The following is a 22,704-nucleotide window of genomic DNA, read 5'->3' as shown; positions in this document are numbered from 1 at the left end:
ATGAGCCCGGAAGTTCTCATCTACTCTACAACCGTTCTCTACGCTATCTCTACGGTTCACTACCTGCTGTACCTCATATTCCAGAAGGAGAAGTTGGCGGTAGTCGGGCTCTACTCGGCACGGGTAGGGTTCCTCACAAACCTTGCAGCAGTAGTCGCCCTCGTTGTAAAGGCAGGAGCCATAAGCCTGTTTACACCCAAAGGGGCCTTTCTGCTTTTGGGCATAAGCGTAGTTACGGTGTTCCTCTACTTCTCAACAAAACACAGGCTCTCCCTGTCTGGGGCCTTTCTCATGCCCTGGGCCACCGTTTCGCTGATAGTTGCGTCGCTCGCCTCGGGCACGCCGAAGGTGGTTCTGCCGGTGGGAACGGTTGGAATGGTCCACATAGTTACAGCCTTCTTAGGATACAGTGCGTTCATCTTTGCCGCGGTGCTCTCGGTTATCTACCTGATATTTGAGAGGCACCTGAAGAAGAAGAAGTTCTCGGTCTTCTTCCACAAACTCCCCTCACTGAACCTGCTGGAGTCGGTAATTTACCACGCAATAACGGTCGGCTTTATGTTCATAACCGTTTCGATGTTTGCAGGCGCCGTTTGGTCGGAGAGGCTGTTCGGTACCTACTGGAGCTGGCACCCTAAGCAGGTTGCAACGCTGATATCGTGGTTCGTATACGCGGGGATAATCCACCTGTACCTCTACGGAAACTGGAAGGGCAAAAGGCTCTGCTACCTCTCGTTGGCAGGATTATCTGTAATAATGTTAAACTTTATCGGAGTAAATTTATTATCTTCTAAAGATATCCACTCGTTTAAGGGGTAACCATGGGAGAGCTGACGCTGTGCTGTCTGGGGGTGAGTCACAAAACGGCTCCCGTTAGCGTAAGGGAGAAGTTCTCGTTTAAGGGGGAGGAACTCGAAAACGCCCTTCTGAGGCTCAACGCCCTTCCCGACGTTGACGAGTGTTTCATACTATCAACCTGCAACAGGGTGGAGATATACTTCACAACCCGCTCACAGACCCCTTTTAAAGGGGTGATAGAGTTCCTCGTTGCCCATAAAGGGGCTTCGGTAGAGGAGATAACAAAGTTCTTCTACCGCAAAAGCGACCAAGACGCCGTAAGGCACGGGTTCTACGTTGCTTCCAGCCTCGATTCCATGATTGTCGGCGAGCCCCAGATAGTAGGCCAGTTTAAAGACGCCTTCTACACAGCAAAAGAGCTGGGAACCGTAGGCACGGTTCTGTGTAGGTTCTGCGAAACGGCCCTGAAGGTCTCGAAGAGGGTAAGGACCGAGACGGGAATCTCAAGGAACGCCGTTTCGATAAGTTTTGCCGCCGTTGAGCTCGCCAAGAAGATATTCGGAGATTTAAACGGCAAAAAGGTTGCCATAATAGGCGCCGGCGAGATGGCAGAGCTTGCGGTTAAACACCTCATCTCCAACGGTGCCTCGGAGGTGTTCGTTGTTAACAGAACCCTCGAGAAGGCCCAAAAGCTGGCAGAGGAGTTCGGGGGCAAGGCCTTTCCCCTTACAGAGCTTGAAACGGTTCTGAAGCTCGCCGACATAGTAATCAGCTCAACGGGAGCCCCGGGATACGTGCTTACTCCCAAAAACGTTCTCCCGGCCCTTAAGGCAAGGCCCGACAGACCGATGTTCCTCATAGATATAGCCGTCCCAAGGGACATAGACCCGGCCCTGAACGACCACGAAGGCCTCTACCTTTACGACATAGACGACCTGCAGCACGTTGTAGAGGCAAACATTAAAGAGAGGCTCAGGGAGGCGGAGGTAGCCAAGGAGATTATTGAAGGGTACGTTCAGCGTTTCATAAAGTGGTTGAGGGAGCTTGAGGTTGCCCCGCTTATAGCCGAGCTTAAAGAGAAGGCCGAGGCCATAAGGAAGGAGGTTTTAGAGAAGAGGCTTCCCAAGCTTGGCCTGACGCCGGAGCAGGAGGCGGAAGTCGACAATATAACGAGGATAATCATAAACAAGCTCCTCCACCAGCCGATTACCAACGTGAAGAAGAAGGCCGTTGAGGAGAGCACAAGCCAGGTTGTTCAGATATTCAGGGAGATTTTCGGACTGAGCAAGGAGTAGGGAATGAAGATAAGGATAGGCACGAGGAAGAGTAAGCTGGCCCTGTGGCAGTCTGAGTGGGTAAAGGCTCAGATAGAGAAGAAGTTCCCCGACGTTGAAGTTGAGCTTGTAAAGATAACAACGAAGGGGGATAAGATTCTGGACGTTCCTCTGGCAAAAATCGGAGATAAGGGGCTCTTTACCAAAGAGATTGAAGAGGCGATGCTCAGGGGAGAAGTGGACATTGCGGTTCACAGCCTTAAGGACGTTCCGAGTAAGCTCCCCAAAGGGTTGAAGCTCATTGCCTTCTCCGACAGGGAAGACCCCAGAGACGCACTTCTCTCCTGCGGCAGGTACACCCTTGAGACCCTTCCGGAAGGGGCCGTTGTAGGAACCAGCTCCTTGAGGAGAAAGGCCCAGCTGAGGATTTTAAGGCCCGACCTCCAGATTAAAGACCTAAGGGGCAACGTGGATACACGGATAAGGAAGCTCAAAGAGGGTCAGTATGACGCAATAATCCTTGCAGCCGCAGGAGTTAAAAGGCTGGGCTGGGAGGAGGAGATAGACGAAATCCTCTCACCCGAGAGGATGATTCCCTCGGTGTGTCAGGGCATACTGGGAATAGAAGGCAGGGAAGGAGACAGCGAGGTTGAGAGGATAGTGAGGGAAGCCGTTAACTCTTACGAGTCTGAAGTTGCCGCAACGGTGGAGAGGGCCTTTTTGAGGACGGTTGAGGGAGGATGTCAGGTTCCTCTGGGCTGCTACGCAGTTGTTAACGAGGACAGAATCCTTGTAAGGGCCTTTATCTCCGACCTCAACGGCAGGTTTTACCACAAAGAGGAGGGGGTTTTCAGGTTTAAAGACCTGAGGGAGGCAGACTCCATAGGGGTGGCCGTTGCAGAGAGACTGCTCTCTGCCGGCGGTAAAACGATACTGGAAGAGCTTCTGAAATGCCAGTAAAAGCGCGCCTTTTCATCTCTAAGGAGCTTCCGCCCCACCTTGCCGAAAGGCTCAGCAGCGAGGGAGTGGAGTTCCTCGCCACTCCCCTGATAAAAACCGTTCCCCTTGAGTTTAAACCAGAGGAAGTTACCGCCTTTTCACCAGATATTGCCGTTTTCTCAAGCAAAAACGGCGTAAAACACTTTTTCACAAGAGTTGACCCCCGGGAACTTGAGGGAGTTACGGTAGTTGCCGTAGGCTCTGCAACGGCAAAAGCCTTAGAGGAGCTCGGCTTCTCTCCCCTTGTTCCCGAGAACTTCAGCGGCGAAGGGGTAGTAGAGCTTCTAAAGGAACTGAGCGTAAAAGGGAAAAAAGTCCTTATAGTAAGGCCCAAGAAGGCAAGAAGCGTGGTCCAGGATTTCTTAGAGGCACAGGGGGCAGAGCTACTCGAAGCGGTCGTTTACGAAACCCTTCCCCGCCGGGAAGTTAAGGAAGAGCTGGAAAGGTTCTTCGAGAAAAAGGTGGACTACGCAGCCTTTACAAGCCCTTCCAACTTTAAGGCCTTCCTCTCCGTAACGGGAAGAGAAGAACTCCTTAAGGGGGTTAAGCTTCTGCCTATAGGCCACGTTACCCAAAAGGCCATAGAGAAGGCCGGGTTCAAACCCCTTGAGCCGCCTCGGGAGTACACAGTAGAGGGGATAGTAAACCGCCTGCTTAAGCAGTTGCACCGCTAAACAAAATTCCTACATTAACGATAATATTACCCGCCTCAAAGGGCCGTGGAAACTGCCGATAATAGTTAACGAACCTTAGGAGGGGTTTAACTTGAGGATAGAGAGCCTCTCTTCCGAACTGATGAAGCTCCTTGCCGGAAAGAGCTCAAGCGTGCGCTCCGGCAAGGTAAAGAGGGCCGGAGCTTCCGAAAGCTCCGAAGTTGAAGTCTCCGTTGAGATAACGGCAGAGATATCGGGCCTCAAGCCTGAGCCCGTGTCCAAGGAGAAGGTAGAGGCCATAAAGCGGGCAATTGCAGAGGGCAGGTATCCGATAAAGCCCGAGGCCATCTCCGAAGCAATCGTTAAGGAGCTTCTCGGCCTTTAGGGCCCTTCCCCGTAACCCTATAAACGTAGGCAAGGAGCTCGGCCACCGCCCTGTAGAGCTCCGGAGGAATCTCCGCTCCCAGGTCAACCTGCAGGAGGAACTCCACAAGCCCCCTGTTCTGAAGAACGGGAACGCCGCTTCGCCTGGCAATCTCTACAATCTTTTCGGCAACAACCCCCTCGCCCTTTGCAACAACCCTGGGGGCGCGCATCTTACCCCTTTCGTACTTTAAAGCGGCCGCCTTCTTCCTCTCCATCGTTTTAAGTTTATCAAGTTTAAAATAGAGGCCACAAAAGCTGGAGGTTGGAGAATGAGCGTCAGAGTGAGGTTTGCACCGAGCCCAACCGGCTTCATGCACGTAGGGAACGCAAGGACGGCCCTTTTTAACTACCTGTTTGCAAGGCACAACAACGGCACATTTATCCTCAGAATAGAGGACACAGACACGGAAAGGCACAGCGAAGAGGCCGTTAAAGTAATCTACGAAGCCCTGAAGTGGATGGGCCTCGACTGGGACGAAGGCCCCGACAGAGGCGGCCCGTACGGCCCCTACAGGCAGTCCGAAAGGCTCAACATCTACAAAGAGTTCATAGAGAAGCTGAAGGAGAAAGGGCTCGTTTACGAGTGCTACTGCACCCAGGAAGAGCTTGAGCAAATGAGGAAAGAGCAGCTGGAGAGGGGAGAGCCGCCCCGCTACACGGGGAAGTGCCGCCACCTTACCGAAGCCGAGAAGGAGAAGCTGAGAGCCGAGGGGAGAAAGCCCGTTTTAAGGTTCAAAGTCCCCGAAGACAGGGTAGTAAAGTTTAAAGACCTCGTTAAAGGGGAAATCGAGATAAACAGCAGGCAGCTGGGAGGGGACTTTGTAATCGTTCGCTCCAACGGAATGCCCGTTTACAACTTTGTGGTGGTTGTAGACGACGCCCTGATGAAAATTACCCACGTTATAAGGGGAGAGGACCACATATCAAACACACCCAAGCAACTGCTTCTCTACGAGGCCCTCGGGTTTGAAGCTCCTCAGTTTGCCCACCTGCCGATGATACTGGGAAGCGACAGGAGCAAACTCTCAAAGAGACACGGCTCAACCTCGGTAAAGGAGTTTAGAGAGAAAGGCTACCTACCAGAAGCCTTTACGAACTTCCTTGCGCTGCTGGGCTGGTACCCCAAAGACGGCAAAGAAATACTCTCCATGGAGGAGCTGATAGAGCGGTTCGACATAAAAGACGTTAACAGCGCTCCCGCCGTGTTCGACACCACAAAGCTCAACTGGATGAACCAGGTCTACATAAGGAACTACCCGATAGAGAAGCTCACAGAACTCGTGATTCCCTACCTCGAAAAGGCAGGCTTTAACCTGTCGGAGTTCGACAAACAGTGGCTCCAGAAGGTAGTGGAGGTAACCAGGGAGTACTTCACGGTCCTTGCCGACGCCCCCGAGTACATGGAGGTGTTCCTCAAGGACCAATTTGAAGTTGAACCGGAGGCCAAAAAGTTCATAGAGGAGAGCCCCGATAGACTCAGAGTTATTGAGCTCTTCTACGAAAAAGTGAAAGAGCTCCAAGAAGAACTAACGTCGGAAACCTTCAAGAAACTGGTTAAAGAAATAGGGAAAGAGCTCGGCGTTAAGGGTAAGAACCTTTTTATGCCGGTAAGAATCGGCCTAACGGGAAGAACAAGCGGAGTTGAGCTTCCGGTCCTCGTAGAGCTACTGGGGAAAGAGAGAGTCCTCAGAAGGCTCGAAAACAGCCTCTCGCAGCTTAAATAAAAGGCCGGACAGAGGTCCCGCCCAACCAACCGAAACCGGGAAGAGATGAAGAAAAAACCCTTGATAGTAATAACAGGACCAACGGCAACGGGAAAAACCGACTTCTCCCTCAAACTGGCAAGGGAAGTGGGAGGAGAGGTAATCTCTGCCGACTCCATGCAGGTTTACAAGGGGCTCGACGTAGGAACCGACAAAGTCTCCAAAGCGGTAAGGGAGGAGATTCCCCACCACCTCATAGACGTTGTAGAGCCTACCGAGAAGTTCTCGGTGGCCGACTTTGTAAGGGAGGCCGACCGGGCAGTAGAGGAGATTTGGAAGAGGGGAAAATACCCGATAGTTGTGGGAGGAACCGGCCTCTACATAAAGGCACTACTTTACGGCCTTCCCCAAACTCCCCCCTCCGACCCCGCCCTGAGGGAGGAGCTGAAAAGAGTCCCCACGGAGGAGCTCTTTAAAGAGGCCCTCAAAGTCTGTCCCGAGTACGCCGAGAAAGTGGGTCCCAACGACAGGAAAAGGCTCATAAGGGCCGTTGAGGTTTTTAGGCTCACAGGCAAACCGATAACGGCCTTCAAACAGTGGAGCGACACCCCCAGGTATCCGTTCTTAGGCTACTTCCTATTCAGGAACAGAGATGAGCTCTACAAACGCATAGAGAACAGAGTTGAAGACCAGGTAAGGAGGGGGCTCTTAGAGGAGGCAAAGTGGCTCCTCTCCCTCGGCGAGGACTTAACGGCCCTTCAGGCCCTTGGCTATAAAGAGATGGCAGGGTTCCTGCAGGGGAAAGCCTCCCTTGAAGAGGCAAAAAGGCTCCTTAAACGCAGGACCAAGGAGTTTGCCAAGCGCCAGTTCACCTGGTTCAGGAAGGAAAAGGGGTTCAAGTGGGTAAACCTCTCCGAAATCTCCGAAGAGGAGCTTTTAGAAATCATCAAACGGGAGCTTAAGAAAGTTGACACAAACAGCGAAGTATAGTCATATATTAATTTTTAAACTTGGGGCTGAAAAGGGAGGCAAGAGATGAACCTGCAGGACACCTACCTCAACAGGCTGAGGAAGGAGCGAATTCCGGTAAACGTATTCTTAGTGAAGGGAACGCGGCTTCAGGGAGTTATAACCTTTTTCGACCAGTTCACGCTCCTTTTAGAGAACGGCGGAACCCAACAGCTGGTCTATAAACACTCAATAGCGACAATAGTGCCCTCAAGGCCTGTTAAGAACCTCTTTACAGAACAGCAGGAGAGCGATAATGGCTAAAACCATCCTCTTCGGCGGCCTTACCCCCCTCCACGAGCTCTTCCTGAAGGGAGCGGTAGAGGCTTTCGGCTACAAGGCCAAATTTCTGCCGACTCCCGACAACCGCTCACTTGCAGTGGGTAGGGAGTTCTGCAACAGGGGAATGTGCAATCCTACCTACTACACTGTGGGCAACTTAATCAAGTTCCTCCTTGAGGAGAAGGAAAGGGGGGTAAACCCCGAAGATGAGTACCTCTTTGTAACGGTAGGGGCGTGCGGGCCGTGCAGGTTCGGAATGTACGAAACCGAGTACAGGCACGCCCTGAAAGAGGCGGGCTTCCCCAACTTTAAGGTGGCCATTCTCAACCAGAGTGACCTGTCGTCGGAAGGGGAGTTTGAGCTGACGCCCAAGCTCATCTGGCACATGGTAAAGGCCGTTTGGGCGGCAGACATAATCAGAGACTTGGGATATCAGCTCAGACCGTACGAAACCGCAAAGGGCAGCGTAGATTCAGAGATTGATAGCTTCTCTTGGGAACTCTACGAAGCCCTAAAGAGAAGAGCCGGCGTAAAGGAGATGCTCAGGCTCTTCAAAGGGTTCCGTTCCCGGCTGGAGAGGCTCGAGTTCGACTACACCAGGGTTAAACCGGTGGTAAGCGTAATAGGGGAGTTCTGGGCCCACACAACGGAAGGAGACGGAAACTACAGACTCCACCGGTGGCTCGAAGAGGAAGGAGCCGAGGTAAGGCCCGAACCAATAGCGGGATGGATAGACTACCAGCTCTTCATAGAGGAGGAGAAGCTCAAGAGGGACCTTAAAGTTAAAGGGTTCTCCGTTGAAAGGGTGAAAAAGCTCCTGGCCGTAAGGGCAATGGCGAAAACCTTTAGAGGACTCTACAACCTCTTCAGGTCGGCCTTCGATAACAGGCCGAAGGAGCTTCCCTCCCAAAGGGAGCTCGCCGAGCTTGCAAAGCCCTACTTCGACTACTTCGTAGTTGGCGGCGAAGGGCACCTTGAGGTTGCAAAGCATATCTACAACGTTAAGAAGAGAAAGACCCACATGGTTGTTTCGGTTAAGCCGTTCGGGTGCATGCCCTCTACCCAGAGCGACGGGGCCCAGGCCAAGGTGCTTTCCGACCTTCCCGATTCAATATTCATATCCGTTGAAACCTCCGGAGACGGCGAAGTCAACGTTAAAAGCCGAATACAGATGAAGCTCTTTGAGGCCAAAAGGGCTGCCGAGAGGGAGTACGAGGAGGCCCTCCGGAAACTCTCCCTTCCATTAGGAGCCGTTCACAGGACCTTCTCTGAAAACCCAGAGCTCCGTAAACCCTTTATTAGGCTGAAAGGGAACTACGCCGGAACGGCCGCAAGGGCCCTCTACGGAAACGCAAAGCTCGTTCTGCCCTACGCCGCAGTAGAGCCCGAGGCGGTCTGATGGACTACCTCTTCATAGAGAAGCTCTCCGGGGAGCTCAACAGGCTCCTGCGGAAGGGGAAAATCAGAGAGGTAAGGGTAGAGGGGAACCTGGTTTCCGTAGGGGTGGGGAAGCTCTGGCTGAACCTGTACTTTGGGAACCCGAACGCAGCCTTTGTATCTGAAGAACCCAAAGCCAAAAGGGGAACCAGAAAGCTCCCGGTAGAGGGGAGCTTCATCAAAAGCGTAAACCTCCCAACAACAGACCGGGTGCTGGAAATCGAGCTGGTTAAACTCTCTCTGTCGGGGCAGCCCACAGTCAGCTACCTGGTTATAGAGCTCACGGGGAAAAACGCCAACTTCTTCGTTCTGAACGGGGAGAGGAGAATTATCTACCAGCTCAAGGAAGTTAAAAGCAGCGTCCGCCCACTCAAACCGGGAGAGCTCTACCAGCTCCCCCCCAACGATAAAAAGCCCTTTGAGGAGCTGAAGTTCGGAGAGGTTACCCCCAAAGGGGTGGAGAAGAAGCTCTACAAGTTCGTTGCAGGCCTTTCACCCCTTAACGCAAAGGAGATTGCCCACATCTTCAAAGAGACAAAAAAGCTGACAGTAGCCTACGCCACCTTTATGGAAAAGCACGCAAAAAGCGACAAGAGCTACCTCTACTACCAAAACGGCAAACCCAAGTTCATGACAACCTTCCGGTACGGCTCACTCGAAGGGCTGCCGTTTAAGGAGTTTTCGGGCCATAATCCCTATAGCGACTGCTGGAGAACCTTCTTCGAAGAGGCAGTAGAGGAGAGGGAACTCGAGAACCTAAAGCGGGAAATCCTGAAAAGGCTTGCCAAAAGGGAGAAAGCGCTCAGAGAAGAGCTGCGGGAGTATGAAAACCCGGAGAAAATAGAGGCAGAAGCACTAAAGGCAAAAAAACTGGGCGAGCTACTAAAGTACAACCTCCACCTTGTAAAGCCGGGAAGCCGGAAAGCCCACGTAACAGACTACGAAACCGGAGAAACGGTAACAGTTGAACTCGACCCGGCCCTGAGCCCGAGGCAGAACCTTGAAAACTACTTCAAAAAGTACAGGAAACTCTCCAGGAAGCTCCAAAGGGCAAAGGAAACGGCTCAGAAGCTCAAAACGGAGCTCCTCCTTGTAAGCCTACTCAAAGAGAGGGTAGAGAAAGCAGAAAACAGAGAGGAGCTACTGCTCCTTGAACAGCCCCAAAAAGAAAAGAGTAGCAAAGGGCTACCCATAGCCGCATATACCCTACCTTCGGGCAGGAAGCTGCTCGTCGGCAAAAACAGCAGCGGCAACGAGCTACTGCTGAGGCTCGCCTCCCCCCACGACTACTGGTTCCACGCAAGGGAGGTTCCGGGCTCCCACGTTATTCTAAAAGTTGAAAGGGGAAAAGAGCCTTCGGAGGAAGAGCTTCTAACCGCAGCCTCCGCAGCGGCATACTTCAGCAAAGGTAGGGAATCGGGCAAAGTTAAGGTGGACTTTACAAAGGTAAAGTACGTCAGAAAACCGCCGGGAACAAGAAAGGGATTCGTTACCTACAAAAACGAAACAACGGTTACCGTAACTCCGGAGAAGTTCGAAAGGGAGGTTCTAAAGGGGAAAGCCCCCGAAGGGGGCCGCAATTAGTGGCTTGTAACGATTACGAAAGAAGTGATAAGAACTATGAGGATGTATATACCGAACACCCCGTAGAACATGAGTTTCTTAATTAGGCTGTTCTCCATTTTTCCCTCCTTCCAAAGAAGCTTTCAGAGCTTTAAGCTCGGCCTCAAAGCGGTCCCTGTTAAGGAACACAACAACGTAATGGCCGACAATTCCCTTAAGAGCAAACATAGCCGCTATAACAAATAGCAGCCTGGCTATAAAGTGGGCCGTTGTACCCGGCTCAAAGGCCACCTTCCACATGTAAAGCAGCGGCAGTATCAGGGAGCCTCCGATAAACAGAAAGTAGGTAAAAAGGTTGGGTCTGAAGAAGCTAAGCTCCTCCTTAAACTCCTCTTTTAGGAGTTTCTCAACCTCTTCCCAGCTGCCCGTATCCCTGTAGAGCTTACGGACCCTGCTGAGGAGTTCCCTCTTTTCCGCCAAGAACCTTTCCTTCAGACCCACAAAAGCGCCCATAACGGCTCCCCTTAAAAGGTAGGAGGGGGATTAAGCCCCTCCTCCTTCAAACTTAGACTTCGCCAAGGTATAGGTCAACCACGCTACGGCCACCCACCAGATGAAAGATATGATAAGCCACATACTCCACCTCCTTAGTGTTCTGCGGCCTCTTCAATCTCCCTCTTAATAGACTCGGGGGAGATTTTGAAGAGGAACATCTTGTAAACCCATGCCTGGTAAGCGATAACGATGGGAGTGAAGATAATCGCAGCAATCAACATAACCGTAAGGGTCAGGTGGCTGGAGGCACCGTTGTAGATGGTAATGGAGTGCTCAAGGGCAATGCTGGAAGGCACTGCAAGCGGGTAGGCACCAAACATTACGGCAAAGCCAGCAAAGAGGAACGTGAGAGTAGAGAAGAGGAAGGCAGATGCACCGTTGGCGTTCTTAACGGCAATGAGCCAGCCTACCGCACAGAGGGCGGCAAGAACTATGAGAGCTATCTCGATAACGGGGAACCTGAAGAGAGCGTGGTGGAGAACACCGTTAGAGTCGAGCATAGAGGCTATCTGCTGGAACATATCGGGCGGAAGCTCAAGGTACTTCTTGGCAAGCTCGGGGTTCTTAACCTTAAAGGAGATTGTGTAGGCAAGACCTGTACAGATAACGTACATAATCACGAAGGGCAGCCAAACCTTAAGACCGATGCTCCTTGCCCTCTCGGCGATGGAGCCTTCGGTTTTCCACAGAAGCCAGGAAACACCGTGCATGATGATGAAAAGAACGGTTGTCACACCAACGAGAAGACCGAAGAGGCCGTGGAATACGAAGGGGTTAACCAGGTTGATGAAGCTCATGGGAAACTTCTCGGCGTAGACAAAGCCGTGAAGGATGTCTCCCTTAATATGAGAGTTGATAATCGGAAGACCTGCAAGGATGTTACCGATGGCAACACCTATAAGAAGGGCAACGATTAAAGAAGACCAGAAGATGCTCTGGTCCCAGAACTTCCTCCAGCCCTCGCTCTCCTCCTTACTCCTGAACTCAAAGGAGACCGCCCTGTAGATAAGGGCAAGGAGAACCACAAAGAGGGCAATGTAAAGGGAGCTAAACAGAGCAGCGTAGAGCTCGGGGAAAGCGGCAAAGGCCGCACCACCGGCAGTGATGAACCAAACCTCGTTACCGTCCCAAACGGGACCGATTGCGTTGATGTTAACCCTTCTCTCTATATCGGTTTTGGCAACGAAGGGGTGAAGAATACCCACCCCCAGGTCAAAACCGTCTGTAACAACGTAACCGGCGACCAGTATCGTAACCAGAATCGCCCAGATAGTCTGCAAGTCAAAGTGCATAACCCACCTCCTCCATTAGTAGAGTTCTGCTTCTTTCTCTGGGCCTTTTGTAGCAAACTTGGAAAGCAGGTAGAAGTCTGCAATAGCAAGGCCTGTAAAGGTTACTGCGAAGAGGATGTAAGTGATGATAACCTCAACGCTTGTGAGGGGAGAAACGGCCTGGGCAGTTTTAAGGCCGATGTCGGGAAGGAGAATCTTACCGTAGTCATCTGTAAGCGGGTAGACAATCCAAGGCTGCCTTCCGACCTCAGCCGTTGCCCAACCGAGCCAGCAGGCAATGTACGGAAGAGGCAGGGAGTAGAGTGCAAGCTTGAGGAAGCCGGGGGAGTTTTCGAGGTCTTTGTACTTGATAAGACCTACGAGGAACAGCAGAACGAAGAAGAAACCGAGGTAAACCATAATGTGGAACGCCCAGAAGACAAAGTTAACGGGAGGAATGTACTCTCCGGGGCCGAACTTGGCCTCAAACATCTTCTGGAGGTCTTTGGCTCCGAGGAGCTTACCGTTAAAGTCGTGGGTTGCAAGGAAGCTGAGGAGTCCGGGAATCGGAAGGGGTATCTCAACTACGTTTTTCTGAGCCTTCTGGTCGGCCCAGGCAAAGAGGAGAACGTTGGCACCCTGCTTAGTATCCCAAAGAGCCTCCATAGCTGCGAGCTTTGTCGGCTGGGTCTTGGCAACTTCGTGAGCGTGGATGTCACCGATGATAATCTCGCCGACGGAAGCTATAAAACCGAAGATAAGGGCGATGTAAGCAGACTTTTTAAAGAACTCAACGTGCTGCTTCCTGAGAAGGTGGTAAGCACTAACGGAGAGAACAAAGACGGATGCGAGAATCATTCCAGCAGTAGCGGTGTGCCAGAACTTAACGTCGGCAACAGGGTTGAAGACAACAGCCCACCAGTCGCTCATTACGGCCCTCTTTCCGGCAGCTGCCATCTCAACCTTGGCGCCAACCGGGTGCTGCATCCAGCCGTTTGCAACGAGAATCCAGAGGGCAGAGAGGTTAGAACCGATAGATGAGAGCCAAGCTGCAAGAAGGTGAACTGCCTTTGGCACCTTGTCCCAACCGAAGAGGAAAACACCCATAAAGGTAGACTCCATGAAGAAGGCAAGGAGTCCCTCAATGGCAAGGGGTGCACCGAAGATGTCACCTACGAACCTGGAGTAGACCGACCAGTTCATACCGAACTCAAACTCGTGAACAAGACCGGTAGCAACTCCGAGGGCGAAGTTAATGGCAAAGAGCTTCGCCCAGAACTTTGCCATGTCCCGGTAAATCTCTTTACCGGTAGCGTAGTGGAGCGTAAGCATGATTGCAGAAAGCGTAGACAGCCCCAGTGTAAGCGGAACGAACACGAAGTGGAAGAAGGCTGTCATCGCGAACTGCAATCGCGATACCAGTAGTACGAAGTCCATCGCGGCACCTCCCATAGGGGTTTTATATCCCAATGTTCTAAACTGCGATTATATCAAAATCAGCTTAATAATTAGCCGAGTCAAATATTAAATAACACTTATATTATCTCTGTTCCAATACCCTCCTGAGTAAACATCTCTAAAAGGATGGAGTGTTTCACCCTTCCGTCTATTATGTGGGCCTTCTTAACCCCTCCCATAAGGGCCGCCTCACACGCCTTCACCTTCGGAATCATCCCTCCCGAAACGGTGCCGTCTGCAATTAACTGAGGAAGCTGGTCGCGACGAAGGGACTTGAGCAGCCTCCCCTCTTTATCCTTAATCCCCTCCACGTCGGTAAGCATTATCAGTTTTTCAGCTTTCAGGGCGGCTGCCATCTCTCCGGCTACAAGGTCGGCGTTTATGTTATAGGCCTCAAAGTCTTCACCTATTCCAACGGGAGCTATCACAGGAATAAATTTAGACTCAAGGAGTTTAGTGACAATATCGGGATTGACCCTTTTAACCCGCCCCACAAAACCCAAGTCGATAATCTCCGGAGCCTTCAACTCCGACAGGTACTCCCTGGAGTCTATTTTCTCGGCCACTATAAGGTTGCCGTCTTTACCCGAAAGGCCTACGGCGTTACCGCCGTGGGAGTTTATGAGCTTCACAATCTCCTTGTTAACCTTCCCGACAAGCACCATTTCAACCACGTTCATCGTCTCTCTGTCGGTAACCCTCATCCCGCCGACGAAACGGGTCTCTATGTTCAGCCTCTTGAGGAGCTCGCCTATCTGGGGCCCACCGCCGTGAACTATCACCGGGTTTATTCCCACGTACTTTAAAAGGGCAACGTCTTGGGCGAAAGCTTCCTTAAGCTCTTCGTTCACCATGGCGTTTCCGCCGTACTTAATAACAACCGTCTTACCGTAGAACTCCCTTATGTAGGGTAACGCCTCGAGCAGGGTAGACACTTTCTCTATTAGAGTTTCCACCAGACCCCTCCTGTAAGTGCTTTCTGGTTATAGGATAATAACCCAAACCCGCCGGGAGGTGAGCGTGACCAAAAGGGTAGTTGTGGGAATAACCGGAGCAAGCGGAAGCATCTACGGGAAAAGGTGCGTAGAGGTCTTAGTCGCAAACGGATACAGCGTAGAGCTCATCTTCTCTGAAACGGGCAAGAGAGTATTCCTCTTTGAAACCGGCCAGAGCCCGCAGGAATTCGTTGCAAGCCTTCCGAAAGAGCAGGTTAAGCTCTACGAGCCTACAGACCTCTTTGCACCGCCCTCCAGCGGCAGTCACCCGGTAAAGGGGATGCTTGTAGCTCCCTGCTCGGCGGGAACACTGGGCCACATAGCAAACGGCGTTGCCGACAACCTCATCCACAGGGCCGCAGACGTAACCCTCAAAGAGGGAAGGCCCCTGGTACTGCTGTTCAGAGAAACCCCTATAAACAGGGTTCACGCCCAGAACATCCTAAAGGCAATAGAGGCGGGAGCCAAAGTTGTTCCGGCCTCTCCGGCTTTCTACCACAGGCCGAAAACGGTAGAAGAGCTCGTTGACTTCGTTGTTGAACGCGCACTCAGAGCCCTGCTGAACGAGGAGTTTGGGCTCATTGAGAACTGGGAAGCTCCTCAAGAAGGGAGAGAGTAGAAAAGGGCATTACCTCTTTTAAGCAAGAGCTTCCCGTCAGAACCATAACGAGCCTGTCAAACCCCAAAGCCACCCCTTCACAGGGAGGCAGGGGTCTCTCTTCAAGGAGCTTCAAAAGGCCGTAATCCTCGGCCCCACCCTTTTTGGAAAAGACCCGCTTATACTCGGAGTAGGTTGTCAGCTCCGTGTAGCCGTTGGCAATCTCAACCCCCTTAAGGTAAACCTCAAACCTCCGGGCAGTGCCGCCTTCAACCTTCGCAACGGCCGAGAACTCCTCGGGGTAATCGTAAAGAACAACGGGAGAGTCAAAGCCTGAGAGGGCCGGTTCTACCTTCTCTACAAGCAACCTGAAAAAGGCCTCCTCAAAACTCCCCGAGCCGAACCTCTCAGCTACAAGCTCCCGGTTTGAAAGCTCTACTCCGGCAAACTCCTTATAGGCCTCCTCTACGGTTAAGTAAACGGGCTCGGAGAAAGGAGAAGCTCCCAGGGCCTTTGCTACCTCATTTATTAAAGAGAGAGTCTCCTCCATACCGGCCCTGTAATCTGCCCCGACCCTATACCACTCAACCATGGTAAACTCAACAGAGTGCAGAGGACCGGTTTCGCCGTCTCGGTAAACCTTACACACCTGAAAAATCCGCTCCATTCCGTGCCACAGAAGCCTCTTCATGAAAAACTCGGGAGAGGTGTGAAGGTACCAGTCAAAACGCCTGCCCCGCCAGTCGGAGAAGGTTGCCCTCACGTTCTCAACGTTGTCGTCCGGATTTTTATAGGGCACCAAGTTGGGGGTCTCCACCTCTACAAAGGAGCGGGAAGAGAAAAAACGTCTAACCGCCTCTAAGGCCTTTGCCCTTTTTATTAGAATCTCTATCACAGCAACCCCTCTTAAGCGGAGTAGAGTTGAAAATAGGAATAGTATCCGACATCCACGGAAACATCCACGCCCTTAAAGCAGTTGAAGAGGCCCTCAACAGACAGGGGGTGGAAGAGGTTTGGTCCCTGGGAGACACAATAGGTTACGGGGCCTTCCCCTCCGAATGTGTCTCGTGGGTGAGGGAGAACTGCTCAAAGGCAGTGCTCGGGAACCACGAGCTTGCAGCTTTGGGATTCGTAGAGCCGGAAGAGCTCAACGATGTAGCGGCAAAAGCCGTTAGGTGGAGCAGGGAGAGGCTCTCCCGGGAAGATATAGCTTACCTGCGCTCCCTCCCTCTTCACGACACGGCCTACGGATGCCGGCTGGTCCACGACACCCCTGCAGCCCCGGGAAGCATGGAGTACATCCTCGATAAGGGAAGCGCTTACAGGGCCTTGCTCTCCTTAAAGGAAAAGGTCTGCCTCTTCGGCCACACCCACATACCGGTTGCCTACAGGCTCCTGGGCTCCGCGGTAGATAAACTCTCCCTGCCGATAGTTCTGATAAGGGGAGGGAGATACCTCATAAACCCGGGAAGCGTTGGCCAGCCCAGAGACAGAGACCCGAGGGCCTCCTTCGGAGTTTTAGACCTTGAGGAGAACGCCTTTTACCTCCATAGGATAGAATACAACGTTAAAGAGGCGGCAAGGGCAATCCTAAACGCCGGTCTGCCCGAGTTCCTTGCCGCAAGACTACTGCTGGGGGTGTAAAGTGATTAAAGGGTACATGCTCATCGGCGGGAAAAAGGTCTTTAAAAAAGAGGAGATTGTAATCGACTTTCCGTTCGACGGCTCGCCCGTAGGAACCGTTCCCAGAGGCAAAAAGGAGGACGTGGAGCTTGCCGTTGAAACAGCCCTGAAAGGGTTTGAAAAGGTTAAGTCGATGACCGCCTACGAGCGCTACCAGGCGCTCCAAAAGGCGGCAAGGATAATAGCCTCCCGGAGCAGGGAGTTTGCCGAGCTTCTCACCTTAGAGGTCGGGAAAACCATAAAGGAGTCGATGGGCGAAGTCGGGAGGGCGGTAAACACGATAACCCTCTCGGCGGAAGAGGCCAAAAGGGTCCTCGGGGAAGAGGTGCGCTTCGACGCAGCACCGGGAATAAAAGGCAAGGTAGGCTTCTTCAGAAGGGTGCCCTTGGGAGTAATAGGCTGTATAACTCCCTTCAACTTCCCACTTAACCTCACCTGCCACAAAGTTGCACCGGCGCTCGCTGCCGGCAACGCCGTTGTTATAAAGCCCTCCGAGAATACCTCTTTAACCGTTATAAAGCTTGCCGAGGTTCTCGTAGAGGCCGGATTTCCCCCCGAGGCCGTTAACGTGGTAACCGGCTACGGAGAGGAGGCCGGAGACGCCCTCGTAAGGGACGAAAGGGTGAGGATGATTACCTTCACCGGAAGCGTGGCCACCGGCAAGATAATCATGAGCCGCGGAGGGCTTAAAAAATACGCAATGGAGCTGGGCTCAAACGCCGGAGTTTACGTAGACAAAGACCAAACAGGAAGGCTAAAGGAGCTCGCAGAGCGCATAGGCAGAGGGGGCTACGCCCTTGCCGGACAGGTATGCATTTCGGTTCAAAGGGTTTTCGTTCACGAGAGCCTCTTCGAGGAGTTTACGAAGGAGCTCTGCTCCTTTTCCAAGAGCCTTAAGGTAGGAGACCCAAGGCTCGAGGAGACCGACGTAGGCCCTGTAATAGACAGAAACGCTGCAGACAGGATAATGGAGTGGATAGAAGAGGCCCGCAGTATGGGGGCCCAGGTTCTCTGCGGGGGCAGAAGGCTCTCCGAGACCCTCATTGAACCTACGGTTGTTGTGAACGTTCCCAGAGAAGCCAAGCTGTTCAGGCAGGAAGTATTCGGCCCGGTAATAGTTGTTAACCCTGTAGACTCCTTAGAGGCCGCAATAGAGGCCGTAAACGACTCCCCTTACGGCCTACAGGCCGGTATTTTCACAAACGACCTAAAGGCGGCATTCAAGTTTGCAGAAGAGGTTGAGTGCGGCGGGATAATGGTAAACGAGATTCCCACCTTCAGGGTAGACCAGATGCCCTACGGCGGCGTTAAGGAGAGCGGCATAGGCAGGGAAGGACCGAAGTTCGCCGTAGAGGAGATGACCGAGATAAAGACCATCTGCTTCGACCTCAACTGAGCCGGGTAGGGGCCCTTCGCCCCTACCTTTTAAACTTCTCTTCGAGCTTTTTCCTGACAAACTCCGTAACGAACTGCGAGACGTCTCCGCCGTAGTAGGCAATCTCCCTAACGGCGGAAGAGGAGAGGTAGGCGTAGTCGTCGGACGGCATCAGGAAGACCGTCTCTATCTCCGGGTAGAGCTTCCTGTTCAAAGAGGCCATCGTAAACTCGTGGTCCATATCAGAAACTATCCGAATCCCCCTCAAAATCGCAACTGCGCCTTCCCTCTTTGCGAACTCAACGAGCAGCGAGTTAAAGGTCTTAACCTGAACTTTCCCGTTTAGCCCCACCTCTTTAAGGCTCTCTATAAACATCTCCCTCCTCTCTTCGAGGGAGAAAAGGGGGCGCTTCCTCGGGTTCTCGGCAATTCCCACTATGAGCTCTGGGAAGAGCTTCAATCCCCTCCTAACAATATCAAGGTGGCCGAGGGTAACGGGGTCAAAGGTTCCCGGGTAGATGGCTCTCTTTATCATGGTACCTCCTGCGGGAATTCTACAAAACGCTCCATAAGGAAAACCGTTTATGCGGAGTTTTTTATATTCAGCAGACTTTATAAATATTAGATATTTAGAAAAGTTTGACTTGAGAGATAACTTTATGTATATATAAAGGAACAAACATAACTCCCTTGCCCCGGAGGTTCCGTGGAGTTCCACATAGAGCGGGCAAAAGTGCTGCCCAAGGCAAACCTACACAGCTTCATAAGCGGGCTCAAAAAGTGGGGAAAGCTCATCGCCCCCGTCAGAAAAGGGGAGAAGTTCGTATTCACCCACGTGGAAAAGCCCGAAGAGGTAGAGCTCAACTACACCAGAACAATTCTGCCCCCGAAGAAATTCCTCGTTCCCTACAGAAGAGAGCGTTTCTCCTACAGCGTTGAGGATTTAAGCTTTAAAACCAACTTCAAGGCGGAGAACCAGGTAATCTTCGGAATCCACTCCTGCGACCTCCACGGAATCTCCATACTGGACTCCATCTACCTGAAGGAGAACCCCGACCCCCGCTACCTTGAAGTAAGGAAGAGAACGGTTCTGATAGGGGTCTCCTGCGTGCCCGACGAGTTCTGTTTCTGCCTGGCCACCGCCACGGCCTTCCCGGAAGGGGCAAGCTGGGACCTCTTCCTCACAGACATAGGGGCCGACTACTTCGTCTCCATAGGAAGCCCCAAGGGGGACGAAATCGTTTACAGCCAGAGGTCTCTCTTTAGAGACATAGAGAAGGAAGACCTAAACGCCTACAAGGCAACAACCTTAAAGAAGAAAAGCCTCTTTAAGCCCGAACAACTGCCCGACCTTGAGAGAATCTCCCACGTTGTAGAGCTGGAGTACGACTCGGAAGTCTGGCAGGAAGAGGCAAAGAGGTGCCTGGGCTGCGGAACCTGCACAAACGTGTGTCCAACCTGTTTCTGCTACACGAGTGTAGACGTTCCCAACATAGCGGGAACCGAAGTTAAGCGGATAGAGTTCACAACCTCCTGCCAGTACCCCTACTACTCGCTCGTTGCCGGAGGCCACTACTTTAAGGCAACCAGGGCCGACAGGTTCAAACACCGCTACTACCACAAGCTGGTGGGATACCCCTATCAGGTTGAGATGCTCGGCTGTGTAGGCTGCGGAAGGTGTAGTGCCGAGTGCCCGGCATCAATCAGCATGGTGGAGACAATAAAGCGGCTGAGAGGGTGCAATGAAAAAGAGCTTAGAGAAGTTACTGAATAAACCCCTACCGGTAGACCCCTACCTTCCCCACAAAGTTGTAATAACCGACGTAGAGGAGCTTGCACCCGACCACAAGAAGTTTTCTTTCACCTTCTTGAACGAAGAGCTGAACGCCAAATGGCACCACCTTCCCGGCCAGTTTGTAATGCTGACGGTTCCCAAAGCGGGCGAGATTCCGATTTCCATCTGCTCCTCACCTACCAGGCGAGGCACCGTAGAGCTCACGGTGAGGAAAGTGGGAAGGAAAACAGAGGTTCTCCACAGGATGAAACCGGGAGACCTTGCGGCGATAAGAGGCCCCTACGGGAACGGCTTCCCGGTGGAGATTATGGAGGGCCACAACCTCCTGATAATAGCGGGAGGTTTGGGTATAGCCCCCTTACGCTCCCTCATCTGGTTCGCCCTCGACAGGCGTCACCGTTTCAAGGAGATATACATCCTCTACGGAACGAGAAACTACCAAATGGTCCTCTACAAAGAGGAGCTCAAAAGGCTCAGAGAGCGCAGCGACGTTAAGTGCCTGTTCGTCCTCGACAGGTGCGAAACGGCAGAGGATAGGGAGTGGGCCGACGTTGAAGGGGTTCTAACGGCCCTCATTCCTCAGGTAGAGCTCGACCCCGCAGATACCTACGTTGCAGTCTGCGGCCCGCCGGTAGCCTACCGCTTCATAGGCAAGGAGCTCTTAAAGAACGGGTATCCCGAAAGCCAGATTTTCGTTTCCCTCGAAAGGAAGATGGAGTGCGGCATAGGTAAGTGCGGCCACTGCCAGATAGGCTACAAGTTCGCCTGTGTAGACGGCCCGATATTCCCCCTGTGGGACACCAAAAACCTTCCGGAGATGATTTAGATGGTAAGGATAGGCATCGTCGGTTTAACGGGGTGCTCCGGCTGCCAGTGTGAGATTCTCAACTGTGAAGAGGCTCTGAGCAAGATACTCCAAAGGGCAGAGCTCGCCTTCTTCCCGCTGGCAAAGGACGACCACACAGTTCCCGAGCTCGACCTTGCACTGGTTGAGGGCTCCGTTTCTACAGAGCTCGACGAGGAGAAGGTAAAAGAGGTTCGGAAAAAGTCAAAAGTTGTTGTTGCAGTAGGTTCTTGTGCCTGTTACGGAGGCGTTCAAGCCCAGAGGAACGACGAGGCGAGCCTCAAGGAGATGTTGGAGACCGTTTACGGCGGGGAGAAGCTCTTCTTAAAGGTGTTTAAGCCCCGCCCCGTTTCGGAGGTTGTCCGGGTGGATTACGAGCTTCCCGGCTGCCCCTTAGACAAGAGGCAGTTCATCTATACGGTGGCTTCCCTCCTTAACGGGGTAAAGCCGTTCTTCCCGAAGATTCCGGTGTGCCACGAGTGCAAGCTCTCGGAAACCGAGTGTTTAACCCTTAAAGGGATTCCCTGCCAAGGGCCCGTTTCCTTTGCGGGCTGCGGCGCACCGTGCACGGCCTCGGGAATAGGGTGCCAAGGGTGCAGGGGGAACTGTGACTTTCCCAACTTCGACGAGATGGTGAAGCTCCTTACAGAAAGGGGCCTCAAAAGGAGCGACGCCCTGAAGTTCCTGAAGGTTTTCAGGGGCAAAACGTTCAACACAGAAAAGCTGGGGAGCTACGCAGATGGAAAGGGAGCTTAAAGTAAACCACCTGACGAGAGTAGAGGGACACGGAGCCGTTGAGCTGAAGCTGGAGGGCAGCCAGGTAAAGGAGATAAAGCTCTCCTTTACCGAAGGTCCCCGTTTCTTTGAGTTCATAACGAGAGAGCGGCTCTTCAGCGAGATACCGAAAATCGTTTCCCGCATCTGCGGCATCTGCTACGTTTCCCACAGACTTGCTGCGGCAAAGGCAATAGAGGACGCATTTAAAACGGAAGTTCCCGAAGCCGTTGAGCTTATGAGAAGACTCCTCATCGTGGGGGAGTTCTTAGAGAGCCACGCCCTACACCTCTACTTCCTGGCCCTCCCCGACTACATGGGATACGGCTCGGCCGTTGAGATGGCGAAAGACTACCCCAACGTTGTCAGAAGGGGCTTCAAGATAAAAGAGGTGGGCAACAGGATTATGAAACTGCTCGGGGGCAAAACGGTTCACGGAGAGGCAATAGTTGCCGGAGGATTCACAAGGGCCCCAGAGAAGGAGGAGCTTGAGCTGGTCATAGACTGGCTCACCGAGATTCTGCCGGAGCTTGAGGCCACCGCATTCCTGTTTGACTCCCTCGAGTACTTCGAGCTTGAAAGTCCGGTTGAGCTCGAGGTATCCCTCGAGAACCCGGTTCCAAGCGAACCTTCAGACAGGGTCGCCGTATCAAACGGCTTAAAGTTCACGAAGCAGGAGTTTGAGCACTTTATCAAGGAAGAAGTATCCCCCTACAGCACGGCAAAGCGCTCAACCGTAAACGGAAAGGCTTTCAGGATAGGACCCCTCGCGCGGGTCAACCGGGGAGAGGATTTCTACACGGAGGAGACGAAAGAGGTTCTGTCGAGGCTGAAAAACAGGTTCCCCTCCCAAAACCCCCTCCTTGCAAACCTTGCAAGGGCCGTTGAGATGGTGGAGCTCGCCCACAGGGGCGTTAAGTATGCAGAGAAGCTCATAGAGCTCCTTCCCTTTGAGCCGAAAGCCGAGTTGGAACCCGGAGAGTTCGGCGGCTACGGGGTGAAAGAGGCTCCGAGGGGAGTTCTCTACCACCACTACAGGTTTTCCCCTTCCGGCCACTGTATCGGAGCCAACATAGTGACGCCCACAGCCCAGCTTCAGGCCTGCATAGAGGAAGACCTTAAAGCCCTTGCGGAGAAGTTCTCATACCTGCCCGACTCCCAGCTTAAGAAACGGGCAGAGATGCTCATAAGGGCCTACGACCCCTGAATTGCG

General features: G+C 52.7%; 24 protein-coding genes. 17 read left to right on the top strand and 7 right to left on the bottom strand.

The features are described 5' to 3' along the window. The 5 genes from THEAM_RS02605 (at position 1) to THEAM_RS02585 (ending at position 4,109) form a co-directional block, all read left to right on the top strand. Positions 1-819, top strand: coding sequence for a cytochrome C assembly family protein (locus THEAM_RS02605; RefSeq protein ID WP_013537266.1), 819 nt, complete (start codon positions 1-3; stop codon positions 817-819). Between the two features lie 2 nt (positions 820-821). After that, positions 822-2,093 carry a glutamyl-tRNA reductase gene (gene hemA, locus THEAM_RS02600; protein WP_013537265.1) on the top strand — a complete coding sequence of 424 codons (1,272 nt, stop codon included), beginning with the start codon at positions 822-824 and terminating at the stop codon, positions 2,091-2,093. A gap of 3 nt (positions 2,094-2,096) precedes the next feature. Then, positions 2,097-3,032, top strand: a complete 936-nt coding sequence (gene hemC / locus THEAM_RS02595) for a hydroxymethylbilane synthase (protein WP_013537264.1) — start codon at positions 2,097-2,099, stop codon at positions 3,030-3,032. Beyond that, positions 3,023-3,745: a uroporphyrinogen-III synthase gene (locus THEAM_RS02590; RefSeq protein ID WP_013537263.1), complete on the top strand. Its 723-nt coding sequence runs from the start codon at positions 3,023-3,025 to the stop codon at positions 3,743-3,745. Before hemC ends, THEAM_RS02590 begins: the two co-directional genes overlap by 10 nt. Positions 3,746-3,836: 91 nt before the next feature. Then, a complete protein-coding gene (locus THEAM_RS02585) occupies positions 3,837-4,109 on the top strand; it encodes a flagellar biosynthesis anti-sigma factor FlgM (RefSeq protein WP_013537262.1) in 273 nt (90 codons plus the stop codon). Here THEAM_RS02585 and THEAM_RS02580 read toward each other — a convergent pair. Continuing rightward, on the bottom strand, positions 4,087-4,365 hold the full coding sequence (locus tag THEAM_RS02580) for an EscU/YscU/HrcU family type III secretion system export apparatus switch protein (RefSeq protein WP_013537261.1): 279 nt from the start codon (positions 4,363-4,365) through the stop codon (positions 4,087-4,089). The genes THEAM_RS02585 and THEAM_RS02580 overlap by 23 nt on opposite strands. A 54-nt stretch (positions 4,366-4,419) precedes the next feature. Between THEAM_RS02580 and gltX the strand changes: the two genes are divergently transcribed. The 5 genes from gltX to THEAM_RS02555 are packed head-to-tail and all read left to right on the top strand — an operon-like array spanning position 4,420 to position 10,164. Beyond that, positions 4,420-5,874 carry a glutamate--tRNA ligase gene (gene gltX / locus THEAM_RS02575; protein WP_013537260.1) on the top strand — a complete coding sequence of 485 codons (1,455 nt, stop codon included), beginning with the start codon at positions 4,420-4,422 and terminating at the stop codon, positions 5,872-5,874. Positions 5,875-5,919: 45 nt separating this feature from the next. Further along, positions 5,920-6,843, top strand: coding sequence for a tRNA (adenosine(37)-N6)-dimethylallyltransferase MiaA (gene miaA / locus THEAM_RS02570; protein WP_013537259.1), 924 nt, complete (start codon positions 5,920-5,922; stop codon positions 6,841-6,843). 45 nt (positions 6,844-6,888) lie between these two features. Continuing rightward, positions 6,889-7,125 (top strand): RNA chaperone Hfq, encoded by a 237-nt coding sequence (gene hfq / locus THEAM_RS02565; RefSeq protein WP_013537258.1) that lies wholly within the window; start codon positions 6,889-6,891, stop codon positions 7,123-7,125. Then, entirely contained in the window at positions 7,118-8,542 is a 1,425-nt protein-coding gene (locus tag THEAM_RS02560) for a hypothetical protein (RefSeq protein WP_013537257.1), read from the top strand. The genes hfq and THEAM_RS02560 overlap by 8 nt, the downstream gene beginning before the upstream one ends. Continuing rightward, positions 8,542-10,164, top strand: coding sequence for an Rqc2 family fibronectin-binding protein (locus tag THEAM_RS02555; protein WP_013537256.1), 1,623 nt, complete (start codon positions 8,542-8,544; stop codon positions 10,162-10,164). Before THEAM_RS02560 ends, THEAM_RS02555 begins: the two co-directional genes overlap by 1 nt. A 78-nt stretch (positions 10,165-10,242) precedes the next feature. Here the strand turns inward: THEAM_RS02555 and THEAM_RS02550 are convergent, their stop codons facing one another. From THEAM_RS02550 to argB, 4 genes are all read right to left on the bottom strand, one after another. Further along, complete coding sequence (locus THEAM_RS02550) at positions 10,243-10,656, bottom strand: hypothetical protein (protein WP_013537254.1); 414 nt, start codon at positions 10,654-10,656, stop codon at positions 10,243-10,245. A 134-nt stretch (positions 10,657-10,790) separates the two neighbouring features. Continuing rightward, the gene (gene cydB, locus THEAM_RS02545) at positions 10,791-11,990 is read right to left on the bottom strand and encodes a cytochrome d ubiquinol oxidase subunit II (RefSeq protein ID WP_013537253.1); all 1,200 of its coding nucleotides are present in this window, start codon (positions 11,988-11,990) and stop codon (positions 10,791-10,793) included. A 15-nt stretch (positions 11,991-12,005) separates the two neighbouring features. Next, positions 12,006-13,406 carry a cytochrome ubiquinol oxidase subunit I gene (locus THEAM_RS02540; protein ID WP_013537252.1) on the bottom strand — a complete coding sequence of 467 codons (1,401 nt, stop codon included), beginning with the start codon at positions 13,404-13,406 and terminating at the stop codon, positions 12,006-12,008. Positions 13,407-13,504: 98 nt separating this feature from the next. Then, entirely contained in the window at positions 13,505-14,383 is an 879-nt protein-coding gene (argB, locus tag THEAM_RS02535; protein WP_013537251.1) for an acetylglutamate kinase, read from the bottom strand. A 64-nt stretch (positions 14,384-14,447) separates the two neighbouring features. On the opposite strand from argB, the gene THEAM_RS02530 reads away from it, so the two are divergent. After that, entirely contained in the window at positions 14,448-15,041 is a 594-nt protein-coding gene (locus THEAM_RS02530) for a UbiX family flavin prenyltransferase (protein ID WP_013537250.1), read from the top strand. Here THEAM_RS02530 and THEAM_RS02525 read toward each other — a convergent pair. Further along, complete coding sequence (locus tag THEAM_RS02525; protein WP_013537249.1) at positions 15,001-15,915, bottom strand: amino acid--tRNA ligase-related protein; 915 nt, start codon at positions 15,913-15,915, stop codon at positions 15,001-15,003. The genes THEAM_RS02530 and THEAM_RS02525 overlap by 41 nt on opposite strands. A gap of 26 nt (positions 15,916-15,941) precedes the next feature. On the opposite strand from THEAM_RS02525, the gene THEAM_RS02520 reads away from it, so the two are divergent. Both THEAM_RS02520 and THEAM_RS02515 read left to right on the top strand, forming a co-directional pair. Next, positions 15,942-16,664: a metallophosphoesterase family protein gene (locus THEAM_RS02520; RefSeq protein ID WP_013537248.1), complete on the top strand. Its 723-nt coding sequence runs from the start codon at positions 15,942-15,944 to the stop codon at positions 16,662-16,664. Position 16,665: 1 nt separating this feature from the next. Next, positions 16,666-18,099, top strand: a complete 1,434-nt coding sequence (locus THEAM_RS02515) for an aldehyde dehydrogenase family protein (protein WP_013537247.1) — start codon at positions 16,666-16,668, stop codon at positions 18,097-18,099. A 22-nt stretch (positions 18,100-18,121) separates the two neighbouring features. Here the strand turns inward: THEAM_RS02515 and coaD are convergent, their stop codons facing one another. Further along, positions 18,122-18,613: a pantetheine-phosphate adenylyltransferase gene (gene coaD / locus THEAM_RS02510; RefSeq protein ID WP_013537246.1), complete on the bottom strand. Its 492-nt coding sequence runs from the start codon at positions 18,611-18,613 to the stop codon at positions 18,122-18,124. Between the two features lie 171 nt (positions 18,614-18,784). On the opposite strand from coaD, the gene THEAM_RS02505 reads away from it, so the two are divergent. From THEAM_RS02505 to THEAM_RS02490, 4 genes are read left to right on the top strand one after another with little or no spacing between them, the layout of a single operon-like run. Continuing rightward, positions 18,785-19,852 (top strand): 4Fe-4S dicluster domain-containing protein, encoded by a 1,068-nt coding sequence (locus THEAM_RS02505; RefSeq protein ID WP_013537245.1) that lies wholly within the window; start codon positions 18,785-18,787, stop codon positions 19,850-19,852. Further along, positions 19,821-20,699 carry an FAD/NAD(P)-binding protein gene (locus THEAM_RS02500; RefSeq protein ID WP_013537244.1) on the top strand — a complete coding sequence of 293 codons (879 nt, stop codon included), beginning with the start codon at positions 19,821-19,823 and terminating at the stop codon, positions 20,697-20,699. The genes THEAM_RS02505 and THEAM_RS02500 overlap by 32 nt, the downstream gene beginning before the upstream one ends. Next, positions 20,700-21,473 carry an NADH-quinone oxidoreductase subunit B family protein gene (locus THEAM_RS02495; RefSeq protein ID WP_013537243.1) on the top strand — a complete coding sequence of 258 codons (774 nt, stop codon included), beginning with the start codon at positions 20,700-20,702 and terminating at the stop codon, positions 21,471-21,473. Beyond that, the gene (locus tag THEAM_RS02490) at positions 21,457-22,698 is read left to right on the top strand and encodes a Ni/Fe hydrogenase subunit alpha (protein WP_013537242.1); all 1,242 of its coding nucleotides are present in this window, start codon (positions 21,457-21,459) and stop codon (positions 22,696-22,698) included. Before THEAM_RS02495 ends, THEAM_RS02490 begins: the two co-directional genes overlap by 17 nt. The last annotated feature ends 6 nt before the right edge of the window (positions 22,699-22,704 follow it).

This window comes from Thermovibrio ammonificans HB-1, from assembly GCF_000185805.1.
In the GTDB taxonomy this organism is placed as follows: Bacteria; Aquificota; Aquificia; order Desulfurobacteriales; family Desulfurobacteriaceae; genus Thermovibrio; species Thermovibrio ammonificans.
This window is presented reverse-complemented; position numbering and strand designations above follow the sequence as displayed.